Raw genomic sequence first — 17,101 nt, forward strand, 5'->3', positions numbered from 1 at the left:
CCTGCCCCCGTCAGGCGGTCCTCACCGCAGGTGGACGAGCACCCGGCCGGGGTTGCGCGCGTCCACCTCGGCCGAGCGGTACAGCTTCCGCACGTGCGGCTGGGCGAGGAACGTCAGCACCCGCTGCCGCAGCGCCGCGCTGCCCTTGCCGGGGACGATCTCGACGGTCTGCTCGCCGCTGGCCGCCGCGCGGACCAGGAACGTGCGCAGCGCGGTGTCGAGGTCGCGGTTGCTGCGGAAGATCGGGTGCAGGTCCAGCGAGAGCATCCGGGGCCTCCCCGACGTCGGGCGCCGCCGTGCGCGCCGCCGCGGTCCGGGCAGCGTAGTTCCCGCAGTTCCGGCCTCGGGCGCGGCGGACCGGGGAGCGCCGGGGCCGGTCGACCACGCAGGCGAACCCCACCGGCGTTGAGTGTTCAGTTCGAGCCGGTGTTCATTTTCTCTGAACGACCGCGGAGGATGAACGGACCCGGGTGACACCTCCCGCTGCCGACGACCCCGCCCCCGCGGTCCTCGACGCCCTGCGCGCTCTGGGCCTGGACGTGGCCGTGGCCCGACGGCGCCCCCTGGCCCCCGCACCGCTGGTGTACGCCGACCTCGTCGCGGCCGGGTACCCCCGCTGCCTCGACGCCGCCGCCCGACTCAGGAGCGCCGATGATCTCCTTCGCCACCTCGACGGCTCCTGATCTGCACGTCGTGTCGGGTGAGGGTCCGCGGATCACCGGGCCGGGCGTTCAGCAGCCCGTCACCCACACCGGCGCCGGCAGCGGCGGGTTCCCCGCCGCCTCCGGCAGCCACACCGGTCCCCGGCACGGCATCCGCAGCGCCACGGCCTGCCCGCGCCGCACCACCTCCACGTCGGGGCGCGCGCCGAGCTCCGCGACCAGCGCGAGCTTGCCCTCGCGGGTGGCGCTGGTCCCGTCGATGCGGAGGTCGACGACGACCCAGTCCGCGTCGACGGCCCCGACGTTGCTGAACACCCGCACGGTGTGGCGGGTCACGAAGTAGGGGCCGGCGCCGTTGTCGGCGGCGACGAGCGCGCCGGCGGGCAGGTCCCGCGACACCGCGAGCAGGTCGCGGGTGGCGGCGGAGGGGCGCCAGGTGTCGAGGCTGAACGGGTTCGCGACGTAGTTCGCAGTCAGGTAGGTGACGGTGCTCGCGGCCAGGCTCAGCACCGCCACCACGGCCGTGGCCGCCGCCCGCGCTCGGCGCAGGCGGCGCAGGACGTCGACGAGGGCGACGAACACGACGGGCATCAGGACCCCGTCGTAGTGGAAGCGCGGGGACCAGTAGCTGTCGTAGGGCGAGATGAGCCGCCACGCCAGCGTCGGCACGACCACGAACGCCACCGGTGAGCGCACCCACACCAGCCCGCCGGTGACGAGCAGCAGCACGACGAGCTCCAGGCGCGGTGCCCCGTCGGCGGACCAGGTGAGGGGCGCGGCCGCGGCGGCCTCCCCGCTGAAGCGGATCGCGAACAGCGGGACCTCGTGGTCGGGGTTGCGCCAGGCGATGACGGCGAACGCGGCGACGGTCCCGGCGGCGGCGAGCAGCACGGTGGCCACGGCGACGAGCCGTTCGCGGCCCCGGCCGAGGAGGAACGCGACGAGGGCGACCGCGCAGATCGTCGGGCCCTGGTCCTCCTTCACCAGCAGCAGCGGCAGCGACCACGCGCAGGCCGCGGTGAGGCGCCGCTCCACCAGGGCCGCGCAGGCCAGGGCGATGAGGGGGACGGCAAAGGCGACCTCGTGGACGTCGAGGCGCGCGACGTTCACCACCCCGTAGGACCCCGCGGCGAGGACGGCGACGACAGCGGCCGAGGGGGGACCGAGGTGGCGGCGGGCCAGGGCGTGGACGACGGCGACCCCCAGCGCCAGCGGCACCGCCTGCACGACGATGAGCGCGCGCGGGTCCGGCCACACCCACCACGCCGCGCCCCACAGGGCGGTGACGGGGCTGAAGTGCTCCCCCAGCAGCGGCAGCCCGCGGATCGCGCTGTACGGCAGCCGTCCCGACGCCCACGACTGCGCCGACTGCGCGAACACCCCGAGGTCGTAGGCCCCCGAGCGCCCCACGTTCCACCGGGCCAGGCCGAGCCACGCGAACCAGGCGAACGACAGCAGCCCGGCGACGGCGCTCCCGGTCCGGGGCCGGTGGGTGGCGGGGGCGGCGCGGTCCAGGACGTGCGTGCTCATGGTGGGCCGAACCTACCCGCGGCGGGCGTGGCGCTCCCCCGGCCCGCGCCCGGCCCGCCGTTACCGTGACGGCATCGTGTTCACGACCCGACGGCCGCAGCGGCCGACCACCGCCCCCGTCCGGCCGCTCCCCCGGGCGCTCACCGCGGTCACCGCCCTGGTGGTCCTCGCGGTGGGCGTGTTCGTCTTCACCTGGCGCCTGGGGGTGGAGAGCTCCGTCGGGGACGAGCTCGTCTACCGCGACGCGGGCGCCCAGTACGTCGACGGGGTGTTCACCTACAACCTGGAGCACCCGCCGCTGGCGAAGTACCTCGTCGGCCTGGGTCACCTCGCCTTCGGCGGCACCCTCGTCGCCGACCGCCTGCCCTCCGCGCTCCTCGGGATCCTCACCGGCGGGGTCCTGTTCGCGATCACCCGCCGGATCGCCGGCCCGCGGGCCGGGCTGCTCGCGGCGCTGCTCTGGTACGTCCTGCCCCTGCACCCCGGCGTCGTCGAGGCCCACGTCGGGCGGCAGGCGACCCTGGAGATGCCGCTGCTGTTCTTCGTCGCCTGCGCGCTGTGGGCGGCGCAGGCCCTGCTGGACCGCGCCACGTGGTGGCGGTGGGCGTGGCTGGGGGTCGCGGTGGGGGCGGCGACCGCAACGAAGCTGACCGGTGCGAGCGTCGCCGTCGTCACCCTGGCCCTGCTGTGGCGGCACCGCGCGACACCCGGGCGGGCGCTGGGCGGGGCGGTGCTCGCGGGGTCCGTCGCCGTCGCGGTGTTCCTGGCCACCTACCTGCCGTTCGGCGCTGAAGGGCCCGACGCGGTGCGGACGGTCGTGCAGTGGCAGCTCGACCACGCCGGGCGCGGCGCCGTGCAGCACGTCGCCGGCGTCAACCACGCGTTCCCGCCGTGGTGGTCGGCGTGGTGGTTCCAGGCGCAGTACCTGACGTGGGCGGGGGTCGTGGCGCTGTGGGGGCTGGCCCTGCTGGGCGTCGTCGCGGCCCGGCGGGCCGGGCTCGTGGTGGCGACCGCCCTGGCCGGGTTCACCCTCGCCCTCGTCGCCTCCCCGCTGAAGCTGCCGCAGTACCACGACGTGTGGATGCCGCCGCTGGTCGTGGGGGCCGCCGTCGCCCTGCACCGCCTCGTCACCGGATCGTCCGGATCCCGTGTCGTGGCCACTGCGGCGGGCCTGGTGCTCCTGGCCCTCGCCGGACAGCAGGGACTGAACGTCGCCACCACCGCTCCCGCGGACTACCGGCTGGTGGGAGCCGAGCTGCGGCGACTGCCGGCGGGGTCGGTCGTGGTGTCGTGGGCGGACACCGGGGCGCTGCAGCGCTACGCCCCCGATCTCGTCTACATCGGGGGGACGGTTCCGGACTGCACGGCCGCGGCGCTGGTCGTGGACACCACGATCGCGGACCGCATCCCGGGGGCGGACGCGGCGGAGTGGGCGGCGCAGTGCGGGGCGTCCCCGAGGGGGTTCCAGCGGATGCAGGTCCTGATCCCGTCAAGGGCGTCCTGACCCGCTGGACCGTGCAACCGGCCGGTGTCGGTCCGGGCTGACAGGGTGCGGATCATGCACCTCCTCGACGCTCTCAGCGCGGTCGGTCGTGTCCTGCTGGTGACGTCCGTGCTCGTGAGCGCGCAGGCCGTCCTGCTCGTGTCCGTCGAGCGGTGGTTGATCGGCTCCGGTCCCCGGGCGGCGGCGAAGGGACCGGGGGACGGTCGTGCGTCCGGGCGGCCAACGCGCGGGTTCCGCGCGAGGGGATCGCGTTGCCTCGTCATCGCCGGCGTGGTGCTGTTCCAGGCGATGGTGGTGGGCTCGGCCCTCGACGCCGCTTCCACGACGCGAACCCCGGGACGGATCACCTTGGTGATCACTGCAGTGGTGCTGACCGCGGTTCCCACGACTCACGCGGCCCTGACCTGGAGGGCGCTGATCAACGCCGATCGTTGGTGGGACCGCACGGTGCCCGTGACCGCGACCCCCCACGACCGGCGGGCCCGACGCCACCTGATGGAGGCGACCATCCCCCACCTCAACCACGGTGTCTTCGTGTGCGGCGCGGTCCTGCCGGGCGTGGCACAGTGCTTCGTGTCGTACCTGCCGTCGATCACGGCAACAGTGCCGGACACGGATCCCGTGCTCGAGATCATGGTCCTCCTCATCGCGGTGATCTCAGTGAGTGGCGTCGCGTGGAAGGTCGTCCACGTCCTCAACCCACTGGCCCCGTTCACCGGCCTGGTGCTGCGGGACTGTGGGAAGCCGTGGAGCGACTGGCAGGGCGCGCGCCTGCGTCCTCTCGACCTGCGCAGTTCCGCCGCGGCGTTGTGGCGGTGGGAACGCCGGGAACTCCGCCGGGTTCCCCCGTCGCTGCGGGATGGGCACGCAGAAGCCTTCCACCAAGCGTGCGAGGCACTGCGCCTGCTGGACGACAGGCGTCACACCGACGCGGGAGCCGCCGTGACCGCACGCACCCTGTGCGGGCAGGTGGTCATCGCCACCCTCGCCACCGACCACCGGTTGGCCACTCGCGTCGCGGCGAGGGCCGTCCCGTCCCGGCTGCGCACCACGCCGCCCCACCCACCGGTTCGTTCTCGCTGGGCGGGTGCCGTCGACGTGGTGTTGACCCGAGCCGTCACCGTGCTGACGTTCGTCTCCTGCCTCATCACCGTGCTCGCCCTCGTCCTGGCCCTCGTGGGCGGGGCGGGTTTCGCCGACGCGTGGAAGGACTTCCGGCTGTGAGTTCGTCAGGTGGTGCGGCGGGGGCCGCCGGTGGGGACGTAGAAGAACCCGGCCCCCCGCCGGACCTCGCGTCCGGGGGCCAGCACGCCTTCCGCTTCCAGGTCCTTCAGCACCCGCTGCAGGTTGGTGGGGTGAGCGCCCACGATGCCGGCCAGTTCACTGGAACTGATGCGACCGCGGTGCTCGGCCCACGACCGGGCGATGGCTGAGCGGCTGGGACGACGGCGCTGCGGGGCGCCGAGACGCTCGTCGCGGTCGGCGAGGACGGCGAGCGCGGCGGGGGTGATGGTCCAGGCGGGAGGCTCGTTCGCCGGCGACCCCGCGACACCGGCGGTGAGGGGGACTCCCGCGACTTGGACGTCCTCCAGCCGGTGCAGGACGTCCTCCGCTTCCGCGCTGGACCGCTGGATGAGCGGAGCGGCGACCCGTGCGTCGATCCACCAGTGGCTGACGAGGTGCTGGACGACGAGCAGCGCGTCGAGGTCGTTCGCGGTCCGCGCGGGGTCCAGTTCGTGGAGGAACGCCATCCACCCCTCGTCCAGGCGGGTGCCGATGAGGACGGCGCGGACGAGCGGCCCGGGGACTTCCTCGATGGAGGGCGCGGGGTGGCCGAGGCGGATCATGTCGCCGACCATCCGGTCGACGCCGATGCCTTCGAGCTCGGCCACCCGGAGCCGGGCCAGCAGGTCCGCCAGCGCCCGGTTCCGTGGCTGGGAGGGGTGGGTGATGATGTTTCTGCTGGTGATCCCGCCGATGAACCCCCCGGGTGAGGTGACGACGAGCCGGGAACCGATGTGCTCGACGTGCACCGGGTCGACGGTCGACCAGTCGCGGTGGGCGACGCCGTTGACGAGCGCCTCACGGGCAGCGCGGGGCGGCAGGGAGCGGACCTGCCGGTTGACGAGCCCCCGGGGAAGGTGGCGGACCGGGTTGGACGCCTCGATGGCGCGGTCCACCTCGTAGAGCTCCTCGAGGAGTCCTCGTCCCGCTTCCCGGATGCGTTGCAGGCTGTCCCCACCGGCGACCTCGCGCCGGACGTAGTCGATGCCGGGGACGTCCCGGCCGACGAAGGCGATGACACCGGCGTTGGTGAGGGTGCCCGCCGGCGTGACCACGTTCAGTCGCCGCAGCAGGTCGCTGTCGGACGCGGCCGCGAGGTCCAGGTTCTTCTCCTCCCCCGCCGCGGTCAGGAAGTCCCGCGCCCGTTGCAGCGCCGTGCTGCGGGCGGCGTCGAGCGCGAGCCCGGAGTCCTGCGCGGACCAGTCCCAGCCGCTGCGACGACGGCGCTGCTCCTCCCAGGTCGTCGCGTCGACCTCGACGCAACTGTCGGCGACGCGGTGGTGGTACTTGTGGTCGTACATGACCGGGTGGACCGCTTCGGGGCTGCGGACGAGGAGCAGCCGGACACCCCGGCACAGCACGGGCGTGACGTCCGCGGTGAGACGGCGGTCGGTCAGGTCGTAGATCTTCCGACGCAGCCACTGGGCGTCGAGCTCGGTGCCGATGAGCGTCCCGTCGTCGGCGACCCCGACGACGAGGACGCCACCTCCCGGGGTGTTGGCCATGCAGGCCGCTTCCCCGGCCAGGACGCGGGCCGCCCGGTCGTTCTCGGTGGCACCGGGGAGGATGGTCGGGCCCTTGCGCCGGCCGGCCTCCTCCTTGAGGTCGACGTGGAGGGACTCCAGACCACGGACGGGGCCGGTGGCGGAGTCCAGGACCATCAGGACGCGGCGCACCTCCTCGCCGACGGGGTCCGGACCGAAGGAAAGTGTCACGGGTGACCCCCAAGGCCAGTCGCCATACTTTATCGAAGAAAAAAGTATGACAGGGGCCGCGGCGGGCCACCACCCCGCACTTTCGCCGCCCCGCCCGCACCCCGCACCGGGGGCTGACCAAGCGCCCGGGGCGCCTTCGCCTGCGCCTGCTGCCCGGGACGCGGCTGGGTGAGCGATCACCCGATCGGGTCATCAACGGCGAACCGGCGCCTCCCGACACCTCGGGCGGAGGAGGTCCGCGCCAGCAGCCCGGGTCGATCCCACCGCCCTGGGCCGCCGAACGAGGAGATGACCCCATGAGCGCCTTCCGGGCCACCGGCGACGTCCGCGGAACCGCGAGCCGCCCCCGCCGCGCAGCGTTGCGCATCGCGCTCGCCACCACGATCACCGCCGCCACCCTGGGCGGGGTGACGGTCCCCGCCCAGGCGACCGGGACGACGGGTGACCTGGCGGAACTGCCCTCCGCGGTGCGTTCGGACCTGTCCCCGCGCGAGGTCTCCGCGTTCGGCAGCGCCACCGCCGGCTCGGGGCACGACGTGATCGTCGTGGTCCCCGCCGGCGGCTCGTACCGCACCACCACCGTCTCCAGCGGCTCGGAGTCCGACGCGGTCCGTGCCGCGTCGATCCTCGTGAACCAGCCCTCCGTGGTAGCCGCCGGTCCCGACGTGGAGGTCTTCCCCGCCGTCCTGCCCCCGTCCGCGGGCGCCGACCGCCGCGGCGAGCAGTGGGACTACCGGCGCACGGGCGCCGGCGTCCACGACGCCTGGCTGGCCGACAAGATCGGCGACGTCACCGTCGGCGTGATCGACACCGGCCTCGCCCCGCACGCCGACTTCGCCCCCGGCACCGTCGTGGGCGGCTACGACTTCACCGCGGAGAAGGACTACACCTCCGACGGCAACGGCCACGGCACCCACGTCGCCGGGACGATCGCCGCCACCACCGGCAACACCGGCGTGGACGGGTTCGCGCCGGGCGTGAAGCTGCGGATCTACCGCGTCTTCCCCGACTCCGGGGCCGGTTCGACCCAGGACATCATCGACGCGATCAAGCGCGCCGCCGACGAGGGCGTGGACGTCGTCAACCTGAGCCTCGTCATGGGCCCGGCCTCCAACACCCTCACCGCCGGCGTGGTCCAGACCGCGGTCGACTACGCGCGCGCCAAGGGGGTCGTGGTCGTCGCGGCCGCCGGCAACTACGGGGCGCCCTGCGGCATCGGCCAGAACCCCGACACCTGCGGGAACCCCGTCATGCTCCCGGCGTCCCTGCCGGGCGTGATCGGCGTCAGTTCCATCGACCCCGCCGCCGCCCTCTCCCCGTTCTCCGAGCACGGCAACCAGATCGACGTCGCGGCCCCCGGGTCGCAGATCGTCTCCACCTACATCGGTTCCACCACCGCCTACGCCACGATGCAGGGCACCTCCATGGCCGCCCCGCACGTCGCGGCCGTGGCCGCCACCGTCAAGGCCGTCAGCAAGGGCTTCACCCCCGACCAGGTCGAGGCGATCCTGGAGTCCTCGGCCGAGGACCTCGGGACCGCCGGCCGCGACGACCGGTTCGGCGCGGGCCTGGTGCGTTCCGACACCGCCGTCACCGCGGCGCGCGCCGCCCTCCCCCGGGTGAACGCCGCGCCCACCGCGTCGGCCGTCACGCAGGACGTGCTCAACGACCGGTCCGTCACCGTCGACGTCCTGGCCCACGCCACCGACCCCGACGGGAACCCGCTGACGCTCGCAGGCGTGAGCGCCCCTGCGCACGGCACCGCGACCGTCGTGGACGGGAAGGTCCAGTACCGGGCCATGGCGGGCTACACGGGCTCCGACGCGTTCACCTACACGGTGACCGACGGTTCCCTCACCGCCACGGGCACCGTGACCCTCACCGTCGCCGCCCCGCCGGTCGTGGTCCAGCCGCTCCCGGCCCCGCCGGTGGTCGTCGCCCCGCCCGCGGCGCCGCCCGTGGCGGCACCGCCCGCCCCGGCTCCCCTGGCGCCGGCTCCTCCCGTCGTGACGCCCCCCGTCGCGGTCCCGCCGGCCCCGACCCCGCCGGTGGTCGTTCCCACCCCGGCCCCGAGCCCGGTGAAGCCGGCCACCCCGAGTCCGGGCCGGCCCGTCGACCTCGGCGGCGGCGCCAAGCAGTACGCCGGCGCCGACGGGCGGCCCACCACCGTCCACGGCGCGATCGGGGTGACCTACTCCGCCAAGGGCGGTGACACCGGCGTCCTCGGCGCCCCCCGCGGGAAGGAGTTCGCCGTGAAGGCGTCCTCCGGGACCGACGGGCGCGTCCAGCGGTTCGCCGCCAACGACGGCCTCGTCTACTGGTCCAGCAGCACCGGCGCCCACGAGGTGCACGGCGCGATCTCGCGCCGCTTCGGCCAGCTCGGCTGGGAGGGTTCCGGGCTGGGCTTCCCCACCACCGACGAGTTCCCGATCCGCGGCGGCGCCGCCAGCCACTTCCAGGGCGGCTCCATCTACTGGAGCGCCGCCACCGGCGCGCAGGTCGTGAAGGGCGCCATCCGCGACCGCTGGGCCGCCATGGGCTGGGAGACCTCCCACCTCGGTCTCCCCACCAGGGAGGAGTTCCCCATCCGCAGCGCCGACGGCACCGTCGGGCGCGTCCAGGCCTTCACCGGCGGCCTCGTCTACTGGAGCCCCGCCACCGGCGCGCAGCCCGTCTCCGGCTCGTTCCAGGGGTACTACGCCGGCCAAGGCTGGGAACGCGGGAACCTCGGCTACCCCGTCTCCGCGGAACTGCCCACGGCCACCGGGGTGGTGCAGCGGTTCCAGGGCGGGACGCTGACGTGGGACCGGGCGAGCGGGCGGGTGATACGCCATTGAGTCAATGGACCACAAAACCCTCGTCGGACACGCTCTGGACCCTCTGTTCGCGTATGGCCAGCGATGCCTTGAGAGAGTGAGCGTCGCCGTCATTGCATTGACCCTGCTTTGGCGGCACCGCGCTACGGCTGGGCGGAAGGCCCGCTGAGGTGCGGATGGTCGTGCAGTAGCAGCTCGAACACGCCGGGCCCAGCGGGCCGGGCTCGTGGTGGCAACCGCCCTAGCCGGGTTCACCCTCGCCCTCGTCGCCTCCCCGCTGAAGCTGCCTCACTACCACGACGTATGGGTGCCGCCGCTAATTATGGGGGCCGCCGCCGTCGCCCTGCACCGCCTCGTCACCGGATCGCGCGGGTCCCGCGTCGTCGCTGTCACGGCGGGCCTGGTGCTCCTGGCCCTCGCCGGGCAGCAGGGGCTGAACGTCGCCACCACCGCTCCCGCGGATTGCCGGCTGGTGGGAGTCGAGCTGCGGCGGCTGCCGGTGGGGTCTCGTGGTGTCGTGGGCGGACACTGAGCGCCGCAGCGCTACGCCCCCGGCCTTGTCTACGTCGGGGGGCGGTTCCAGACTGCACGGCCGCGGCGCTGGTGGTGGACACTCGGCACTGCCACCCATGGTGCAATAGCAAGGTGAAGCGCTTCCACTGAGCCTTAGCGACAGAATTGGCCTACGCCGACCCCTGATTTTGAAAGCCGCCGCCGTCACGTCTTAGCAATATGGCTGTATATTTACATACCATCATTATCAGCACACTGCCCACGGCGGACTGCCGCCCCTCGTATTTCACCGCCTACACCGATCAATACGCCAGAGGCCCCGACCCTCCAAGGAGAGCCGGGGCCTCGAACTCACGTCACCCGGTCAATAGACCGGCCCTGACGATTGCTCAGCTAGCAGCAGGAGGCGTGATCGCCGCAACCTGGCCGCTACCATCGACATCCGTCACGGTGCTGTTGGCAGTGCCGGGCAGGGCGGTCGCCGCCGCAAGGGCCCCCGTGCCAGCAGCCGTCGCCGTCGTGAAGACGATGGTGTTGCCATTCACCGCGGCCGTGAATGCACCGGTGTCACCCGTAAAGGTGTTGGGACCGGTAATGGCTTCGATCTCCGCTTCGCTGACCGCGCCTGCTCCCGTGATACCGGCCGCCAGGGTCGGAGCCGAGGAGAAGGTAAGCGTCAACTGGTCGCCGACATTGTTCCCGAAGCCCGCGGTTCCACCAGCAGTGATGGCGCCGGCAGTGATGAACGGAGCCACCGCGTAGCTCAAGGTCGCACTCGGCACGAATTCTGCGCTGGCGTCCCGGTAGGTGATGTACAGCGTGTCACCCGGGTTGAAGCCCGTCGTAGTGATCGTCAGCCCACCAGTGGCATCTTCGGTACCGGTACCGATGGCAACGCCGGCGGCGTTGTAGACGGTCACGATGTCACCATCCGCCTGCCCTGCGCCCGAACCGAGAGCCACAACTTCGGTGCTCGCATTGGCGTTAACCGCCGCGGTGGTCAGTACAGTCGGGAGGGTTGTACCGACAACGGTGCGGTCCGTGCTGCGGGCCACGTTCCAGTCGCCGACCGCGTTACCAACGGTGGACTCGACGACGGCAACAACAGCAGCGTCGGTGTTAATGACGCCGTTACCGCGCACGACCTCGGCCACCGGCGCGCCAGTGATGTCGACCGTGAGCACCGTGCTCTGAGCACCGCTGACCGTGAACGTGGCGTTGGCGCCATTGGTCAGGGTCGCTTCGTCCCCATCCGTCTCGATGAGCCGGATAGTGTCCCCAGCCGCGACCGTGATCGCGCTGTTGAAGTTGAACACGAGGTTTTCGTCCGCGTCGAGAACGTTGTCAGACGTGGTCTCGTTGCTGCTGAGGCTGGCCGCGGTGCTGTAGGGGCTCGCCGGGGCAGCCACGGCCGTGGTGCTGGTGTCGATGCGGCCGCTGACCGCGGATTCTTCGCCATTCACAGTCTGGGTGACGAAGAGGTCATAGGCGGTGGAAGCCGTCAGACCGCTGGCCGTGATCTGGAAGCCGGCCGTAGTGGCATCCTGGTCGGCCACCGTCTGACCGCGCTGCAGGTCGGTCGCGCGATCAAAGGCGTTGTTGTTGTCCGGCCCGCCGTAGACCGTGACCGTCGCACCCGCCACAAGACCGGTCAGGGTGAGGTTGACACCGGTCGCAGACGGGGTGACCGTCCCCACAGTCGGGGCCGCAGGGGCGAGGTCGTCGAGCAGGAAGGTCGACTGCAGCTCAGGAGTTGCGTTGTAGAAAGACCCCTGCGCAATAGCGTCGCCCGCGGAGAGCTGCGCTTCGAACTCGTCGGCGGTCACCTCTTCGGTCGCGTCAGCCGTCGTGTCGTTGTTGGCATTAACGAAGAACCGGTCGTTCGACTGGTACTCGTAGACCGCCCCAGCCGTCACTACGACGTTGGCCGTCTTGTCGACACTGGTGATGGCGGCGTCTGCAGAGACCACACCGGTGGTCGCTTCGGTGGGCAGGAACGTGATCTGTCCACCCAGCCCGAAGGGCTCGGTCGCAGGGGCGAAGGTACCTGCAGCGGTGGCGCTGGTTTCGAGGCGCGTGCTGGTTCCGCCCTGAGCGGCGGTCTTGCCCGGGCCGCCGTCGAGGTAGACGACCGGAACGATGTTCTCGGTGCCACCACCGTCCACGGTGAAGCTCAGGTTGCCGTTGACCGGCTGCGCAGTCGCGGTGTAAGCAGCGGGGGTCTGGGAGACCGCACTACCGTTCACAACGGTGATGGTCGCAAGACGCGAGCCCGGGTCGACCGAGAAGCCGCTGGGGGACGCTGCGTCAGCGCTGCTGAGGAAGGTCACCGACCCGTCAGCAGCCGTGCGGATGCTGTTTGCGTTGACAAGGGTGACACGGTACGTCGCCCCGGCCGTCAGGCCGGCAACCGAGTACGTACGGTCGTCAGTCGTGTCGTCGCTGGCGGGCACGACGAGGCTGACCGGAGTGGCCGGGCTGACAGCAACTCCCGGGACGCTGGAGCTGCCACCAGCAGACGTCCGAGCGGCATCAGTGATCGTCGTCGGCACGCTGTTAGCGTCACCGAAGACCCAGGCCTTGGTCAGCGTGGCGGCGTTCGCCTTGAGGTAGGCGTCCGTGCCGACACCCAGGCCGACAGTGCCCTCGGTCAGCAGGATCGGCGAGCCGGCGCGACCGGCGACCGGGCCGGCGGCCAGGGCGTCGATGCGGAAACCGTTGGCGAGCGCGGCACCGGTCTTGTTGAAGCCGAAGTCAGCCTCGAGGGCGATCGCGGCCGCGGTGGCGGTACGGTCCGAGCCCTGGATGCGCTCGATATCGGTGACGGAGGCGAGGCCGTCGACCTGGGTGTAGACCGCGTCGGAGATGGCGTTCGCGTTGCCGAGGACGTAAACCTTGGTGACGCCGGCGGTGTTCAGCGCGGCGAGCGTCTCGGCGGGCAGCGAGTTCTGGTTGGTCAGCAGGACCGGGATCTTGTTCTTGAAGGCGGCCGGGCCGGCGGCGAGCGCGTCAGCGGCGACCTGGTTGGCGCCGTAGAGGTCGCCACGGGCCAGGAAGACCGTCTTCGGGGGGGTCACGCCGGCCTCGGTCATGACGTCGACCGCGGTCTGGAAGCGGTTCGGGCCGTCGATGCGCTGGCCGGTCTTGGTGCCGACGAGAGCGGAGTAGGTGCTGGCCGACACCGAGTTGGTGTCACCGAGGACGATGACCGTCGTCGGGTTCAGCGAGGTGATGGCGGCGGCGGTCTGAGCCGGCACCGAGTCCTTCGCGGTCAGCAGGATCGGGGCGTCCTTGACGCCAGCCAGGTACGACGCGGCGAGGGCGTCGATGCCGGTGACCTCGCCGTTGGCGACGATGACGGTGGACGCGGAGGTCCAGCCGGCCAGCGCGGCCTTCGCGGCGGTGTCGTAACGGTCGACACCGGCGAGGCGGGAAGAAGCAGCAGAAGGGTCAAACCCAGGCGCAGCCTGAGCCGGGACCGCGGCAAGGCCGAGTCCGGTCAGACCAACCAGAGCCGCGACGCCGGCCCCGATACCACGCCGGCGCAACCGGGAGGTTGCTGCGGTCACGATTGCCTCCAAGGCATGTGAAAGTGATGTTCCCCCCCACGAGGGGCCGGCTCGATTTCGAGCCTCGCCACCTCCCCAGACCGCTACGCAGCGGAGTGACTCGGTGACGGAACTGAACGTACACGAGAGTCACACCAGCAACACGGGGAGTAACAGAAGATCCAGAGCCCTCACGGCGTGTCGCAACAGTCTTACGGCCTGTGACCTGCGGTTTTGTGTCCGGCAGGTAAAAGTCACAGTTTAGTAACGAGCGCCTCACCCGTCTCGCCCGCCCCAGACCACCCGTACGGAGTAGTCACATCAGGTGGGGTCACCACCCACGCACGGGCCATGACCCCGTGTGACTCGTGTGGGTGACTCCGACCGGACCCCTCCTCCCCGGTCGTCCGCAGCTCCCGTCGCCCTCTGTGACGAAGACGATCACGCGCCGGATCCCTGGCACACCGGGGGCGTCACGGGATCGGCCCATCCAGCTCGTGCACCCGTGCACCGATGCCCCTGCCATGACCGACGCACCACGGGCCTGGCGGGCGGGGCTCACAGCCACCGTGCTCGCCGCCACCGCCCCGCTGGCGCTGCTCGCCACCGCGCGCTCCGCGGGAGCGGCGCCGGTCACCGTGCTCATCGGCTTCGCGTGGCTGCTGAGCTGCGCCCTGGCCCCGCTCGTCGTGCGCTCCGCCACCCCCGCCGGCCTCACCCGGTACGCGCTCGCCGGGACGGTCTGGGGCGCGGGCACCGTCGTCGCCGGCACCCTGCCCGCCGCCACGCTCGGCCCCCACCCCGTCCCCCACCTCGCCCACGCCGCCTCCCTGCTGGGCCTGGCCGCCATCGCCCTCCAGCAGCTGCACCACGCCCGCGACGGGCGCGACGAGTCCCCCCTGGGCGTCGAGACGGCCCTGCTCGCCGCGGTCCTCGCCGCCCTCGGCTGGGACTGGTCCGCGCGCGCCGGCCTCCACGGCGGCCCCTGGTGGGGCCCCTCGGCGGCCCTGGTCATCGTCGTCGCCAGCGTCGTCACCGCCGCCACCGTCGTCCTCGCCGTCGAGCACCCCGCGCTGCGGGTGCCCGGCGCCGGGCTCGCCGTCGTCGCCCTCGGCACCGAGCTCGCCGCCCTCACCTCCGCGCGCCACCCCCTCGTCGCCCTGGTGGCGATCGCCGCCGCCCTCGCCGGGGCCTACGTCCTCGTACTGGGCCAGCCGCGCGGCGGGATCGTCCGCCACGGCGGGGCCGCCGCCGCCGCCGGGGCCCGCCGCCTGCGGATCGCCACCGCCGTCCCCGCCGGGCTGCTCCTCGTCGACGTCGCGCTCTTCATCGGCGCCCCCCGCGCCGACGGGGCGATGTTCGTCTTCTTCGCCGCCGTCGTCGTCGCCGCCGGGTTCCGGCAGGCCGCCACCGCCCGCGCCGTCGACCGCACCCACGACCGCCTCTCCTTCCAGGCCCTGCACGACCCCCTGACCGGGCTCGCCAACCGCGCCGCCCTCCAGTCCGCCCTCCACGAACCGGACCGCACCCAGTCGCTGGCCCTCATCGAGGTCGGCGGCCTCGACGACGTCACCGACGTCCTCGGCGTCACCGTCGGGGAGGACGTCCTGCGCGCCGCCGCCGCGAACCTGCGCGAGCACGTCCACGCCCTCGGCGGGACGACGTACCGGGTCCGCCACGACGAGTTCGCGGTGCTGCTGCCCGGGCCCCCCGAGGAGACCGTCCGGCACCTGCCCGGCGCGTTCGCCGCCGTCAGCGCCGCCCCCCTGCAGGTCCCCGGCGCGGGACGCTTCCCCGTCGACGCCGTCGCCGGTCTCGCCGCCGTCGCCTCCGGGCCCAGCACCGGCGGGGGCCGGGAGGCCATGACCCCGCTGCTGCACGCCGACCTCGCCCTGCGCGACGCCCGCCTCGGCGCCACCGGGTTCTCCGTCTACTCCGGCGAGGTCGCCAGCGCCCACGCCCGCCGCCTGCTGCTGCGCGAGCGCCTCGCCTTCGCCGTCGCCGAGGGGACCGTCGACGTCCACTACCAGCCGATCGTGAACTTCACGACTGGCCGGGTGGAGAAGTTCGAGGCCCTCGCCCGCTGGGACGACGTCCAGCTCGGGCGCATCTCCCCCGTCGAGTTCATCGCCGTCGCCGAGGAGTCCAACCTCGTCGTCGCCCTCGGCGAGCACGTCCTGCGCCGCGCCGTGGCCAGCGCCCACGCCGCGGGGGTCTTCGCCGCGGGCGTGCGCCTCGCCGTCAACGTGTCCGTCGTGCAGCTGCAGGCGCCCGGCTTCGCCGACGTCGTCCGCGAGATCCTCGCCCAGCACGAGATCCCCCCGCACCTGCTGACCCTGGAGCTCACCGAGTCGGTGTTCCTCGACAGCGACTCCCCCGCCGAGCGCGTCGTCACCGAGCTCGCCGCCCTCGGCTGCCAGATCGCCATCGACGACTTCGGCACCGGCTACTCCGCCTTCGGCTACCTCGACCGGCTGCCCGTGCACGTCCTCAAGGTCGACCGCTCCCTCACCCAGTCCATGACCGGCGCGGGCAACGGCCTGTCCGTCGTCACCGCCGTCGTCGACCTCGCCAACCGCCTCGGGCTCACCGTCGTCGTCGAGGGCGTCGAGACCGACGAGGAGGCCGAGATCTGCCGCTCCATCCAGGCCGGTCTCGGGCAGGGCTGGCTGTACTCCGCGGCCGTCACCGCTGACCGGATCGGGGCGGAGCTGGCGCGGGAGTACCCGGTGTCGCCGGGGGCGGTGCGCTGAGGAGACCCGGCCGGCTGTAGCCGATCCGGCTACCGTCGTTCCGTGAAGACCATCAGGGGGCGCGACCTGCGCAACGACTACGCCCGGATCCTGCGCGAGATCGAAGGCGGGGAGACCTTCACGGTGACCAGCGACGGGCGCCCCGTCGCGAGCATCACGCCCTACACCGCTCCCGACGGTCCTCAGACCTGGGTCCCCGCCGACCGGGCCATCGGCGGACTGGCCCACCTCGGTCTCCCCGACGACTTCGCGGAGACCTTGCGCCGCGACCTCGACGAGCACTTCGTCACCGAGGTCGAGGACCCGCTGGAGCGGTGGGAAGCCCAGCAGGCCGAACTCGGGCAGGACGAGGAGCCGGGCAGCCGGTGACGAACCTGCTGCTCGACACCAACGCCGTCATCACGATGGCGGCCGCACCCCCGGGCACCACCTTCGCCGGGATCCAGGACGGCGACGTGCTGGCCATCTCGACGGTGACGGAACTGGAGGTGCGGCTCGGCGTCGGGTTGCGACCGGGCAACGTGCACCTGCTGCAGACGCTGGCCTGGCTGACCCGGAACTACCGCGGCATCCCCACCGACGCTGCGGTGGTGGCGGCCTTCCCGGTGATCGTCGCCTCCGCCGTGGCCGCCGGGCAGAGCCCGGAGCGGCGCATCGCCGATCTGACCATCGCAGCGACGGCTCTCGCCCACGGCGCCACGTTGATCACCGACGACAGGACGCTGCGCAACGCCCTCACCGGCGCGGTGGCGACGCGATCCCTGCAGTGAAACCGG

At 72.6% G+C, this 17,101-nt stretch carries 12 protein-coding genes; 8 read left to right on the forward strand and 4 right to left on the reverse strand.

The features are described 5' to 3' along the window. Positions 1-21: 21 nt before the first annotated feature. On the reverse strand, positions 22-267 hold the full coding sequence (locus tag KRAD_RS09325) for a Smr/MutS family protein (RefSeq protein ID WP_012085318.1): 246 nt from the start codon (positions 265-267) through the stop codon (positions 22-24). A gap of 203 nt (positions 268-470) precedes the next feature. Here KRAD_RS09325 and KRAD_RS09330 point away from each other — a divergent pair, with 203 nt between their 5' ends. Next, positions 471-683, forward strand: coding sequence for a hypothetical protein (locus tag KRAD_RS09330; RefSeq protein ID WP_041291991.1), 213 nt, complete (start codon positions 471-473; stop codon positions 681-683). A 48-nt stretch (positions 684-731) separates the two neighbouring features. On the opposite strand, the gene KRAD_RS24170 is transcribed toward KRAD_RS09330, so the two are convergent. After that, positions 732-2,192 (reverse strand): DUF2079 domain-containing protein, encoded by a 1,461-nt coding sequence (locus tag KRAD_RS24170; RefSeq protein WP_012085319.1) that lies wholly within the window; start codon positions 2,190-2,192, stop codon positions 732-734. A gap of 76 nt (positions 2,193-2,268) precedes the next feature. On the opposite strand from KRAD_RS24170, the gene KRAD_RS09340 reads away from it, so the two are divergent. Beyond that, a complete protein-coding gene (locus KRAD_RS09340) occupies positions 2,269-3,696 on the forward strand; it encodes an ArnT family glycosyltransferase (protein ID WP_012085320.1) in 1,428 nt (475 codons plus the stop codon). A 54-nt stretch (positions 3,697-3,750) separates the two neighbouring features. Continuing rightward, on the forward strand, positions 3,751-4,920 hold the full coding sequence (locus tag KRAD_RS09345; protein WP_012085321.1) for a hypothetical protein: 1,170 nt from the start codon (positions 3,751-3,753) through the stop codon (positions 4,918-4,920). Between the two features lie 5 nt (positions 4,921-4,925). Here the strand turns inward: KRAD_RS09345 and KRAD_RS09350 are convergent, their stop codons facing one another. Continuing rightward, complete coding sequence (locus KRAD_RS09350; protein WP_012085322.1) at positions 4,926-6,695, reverse strand: ATP-binding protein; 1,770 nt, start codon at positions 6,693-6,695, stop codon at positions 4,926-4,928. A gap of 296 nt (positions 6,696-6,991) precedes the next feature. Here KRAD_RS09350 and KRAD_RS24175 point away from each other — a divergent pair, with 296 nt between their 5' ends. After that, entirely contained in the window at positions 6,992-9,532 is a 2,541-nt protein-coding gene (locus KRAD_RS24175; protein ID WP_012085323.1) for a S8 family serine peptidase, read from the forward strand. A gap of 208 nt (positions 9,533-9,740) precedes the next feature. Next, the gene (locus KRAD_RS09360) at positions 9,741-10,043 is read left to right on the forward strand and encodes a hypothetical protein (RefSeq protein ID WP_157873553.1); all 303 of its coding nucleotides are present in this window, start codon (positions 9,741-9,743) and stop codon (positions 10,041-10,043) included. 370 nt (positions 10,044-10,413) lie between these two features. On the opposite strand, the gene KRAD_RS09365 is transcribed toward KRAD_RS09360, so the two are convergent. After that, complete coding sequence (locus KRAD_RS09365; RefSeq protein ID WP_012085325.1) at positions 10,414-13,593, reverse strand: cell wall-binding repeat-containing protein; 3,180 nt, start codon at positions 13,591-13,593, stop codon at positions 10,414-10,416. Positions 13,594-14,096: 503 nt separating this feature from the next. On the opposite strand from KRAD_RS09365, the gene KRAD_RS27505 reads away from it, so the two are divergent. From KRAD_RS27505 to KRAD_RS24180, 3 genes are read left to right on the forward strand one after another with little or no spacing between them, the layout of a single operon-like run. Continuing rightward, entirely contained in the window at positions 14,097-16,325 is a 2,229-nt protein-coding gene (locus KRAD_RS27505) for a putative bifunctional diguanylate cyclase/phosphodiesterase (RefSeq protein WP_041291994.1), read from the forward strand. Positions 16,326-16,367: 42 nt separating this feature from the next. After that, a complete protein-coding gene (locus tag KRAD_RS09375) occupies positions 16,368-16,694 on the forward strand; it encodes a type II toxin-antitoxin system Phd/YefM family antitoxin (protein ID WP_012085327.1) in 327 nt (108 codons plus the stop codon). Continuing rightward, positions 16,691-17,095 (forward strand): type II toxin-antitoxin system VapC family toxin, encoded by a 405-nt coding sequence (locus tag KRAD_RS24180; protein ID WP_012085328.1) that lies wholly within the window; start codon positions 16,691-16,693, stop codon positions 17,093-17,095. Before KRAD_RS09375 ends, KRAD_RS24180 begins: the two co-directional genes overlap by 4 nt. Positions 17,096-17,101 lie beyond the last annotated feature (6 nt).

It is taken from the genome of Kineococcus radiotolerans SRS30216 = ATCC BAA-149 (assembly GCF_000017305.1).
In the GTDB taxonomy this organism is placed as follows: Bacteria; Actinomycetota; Actinomycetes; order Actinomycetales; family Kineococcaceae; genus Kineococcus; species Kineococcus radiotolerans.

Bases quoted from the DNA above. Each gene is read 5' to 3' on its own strand.
- KRAD_RS27505 (WP_041291994.1), top strand. From the start codon at position 14,097: ATGACCGACGCACCACGGGCCTGGCGGGCGGGGCTCACAGCCACCGTG.
- KRAD_RS24175 (WP_012085323.1), top strand. From the start codon at position 6,992: ATGAGCGCCTTCCGGGCCACCGGCGACGTCCGCGGAACCGCGAGCCGC.
- KRAD_RS24170 (WP_012085319.1), bottom strand. From the start codon at position 2,192: ATGAGCACGCACGTCCTGGACCGCGCCGCCCCCGCCACCCACCGGCCC.
- KRAD_RS09325 (WP_012085318.1), bottom strand. From the start codon at position 267: ATGCTCTCGCTGGACCTGCACCCGATCTTCCGCAGCAACCGCGACCTC.
- KRAD_RS09345 (WP_012085321.1), top strand. From the start codon at position 3,751: ATGCACCTCCTCGACGCTCTCAGCGCGGTCGGTCGTGTCCTGCTGGTG.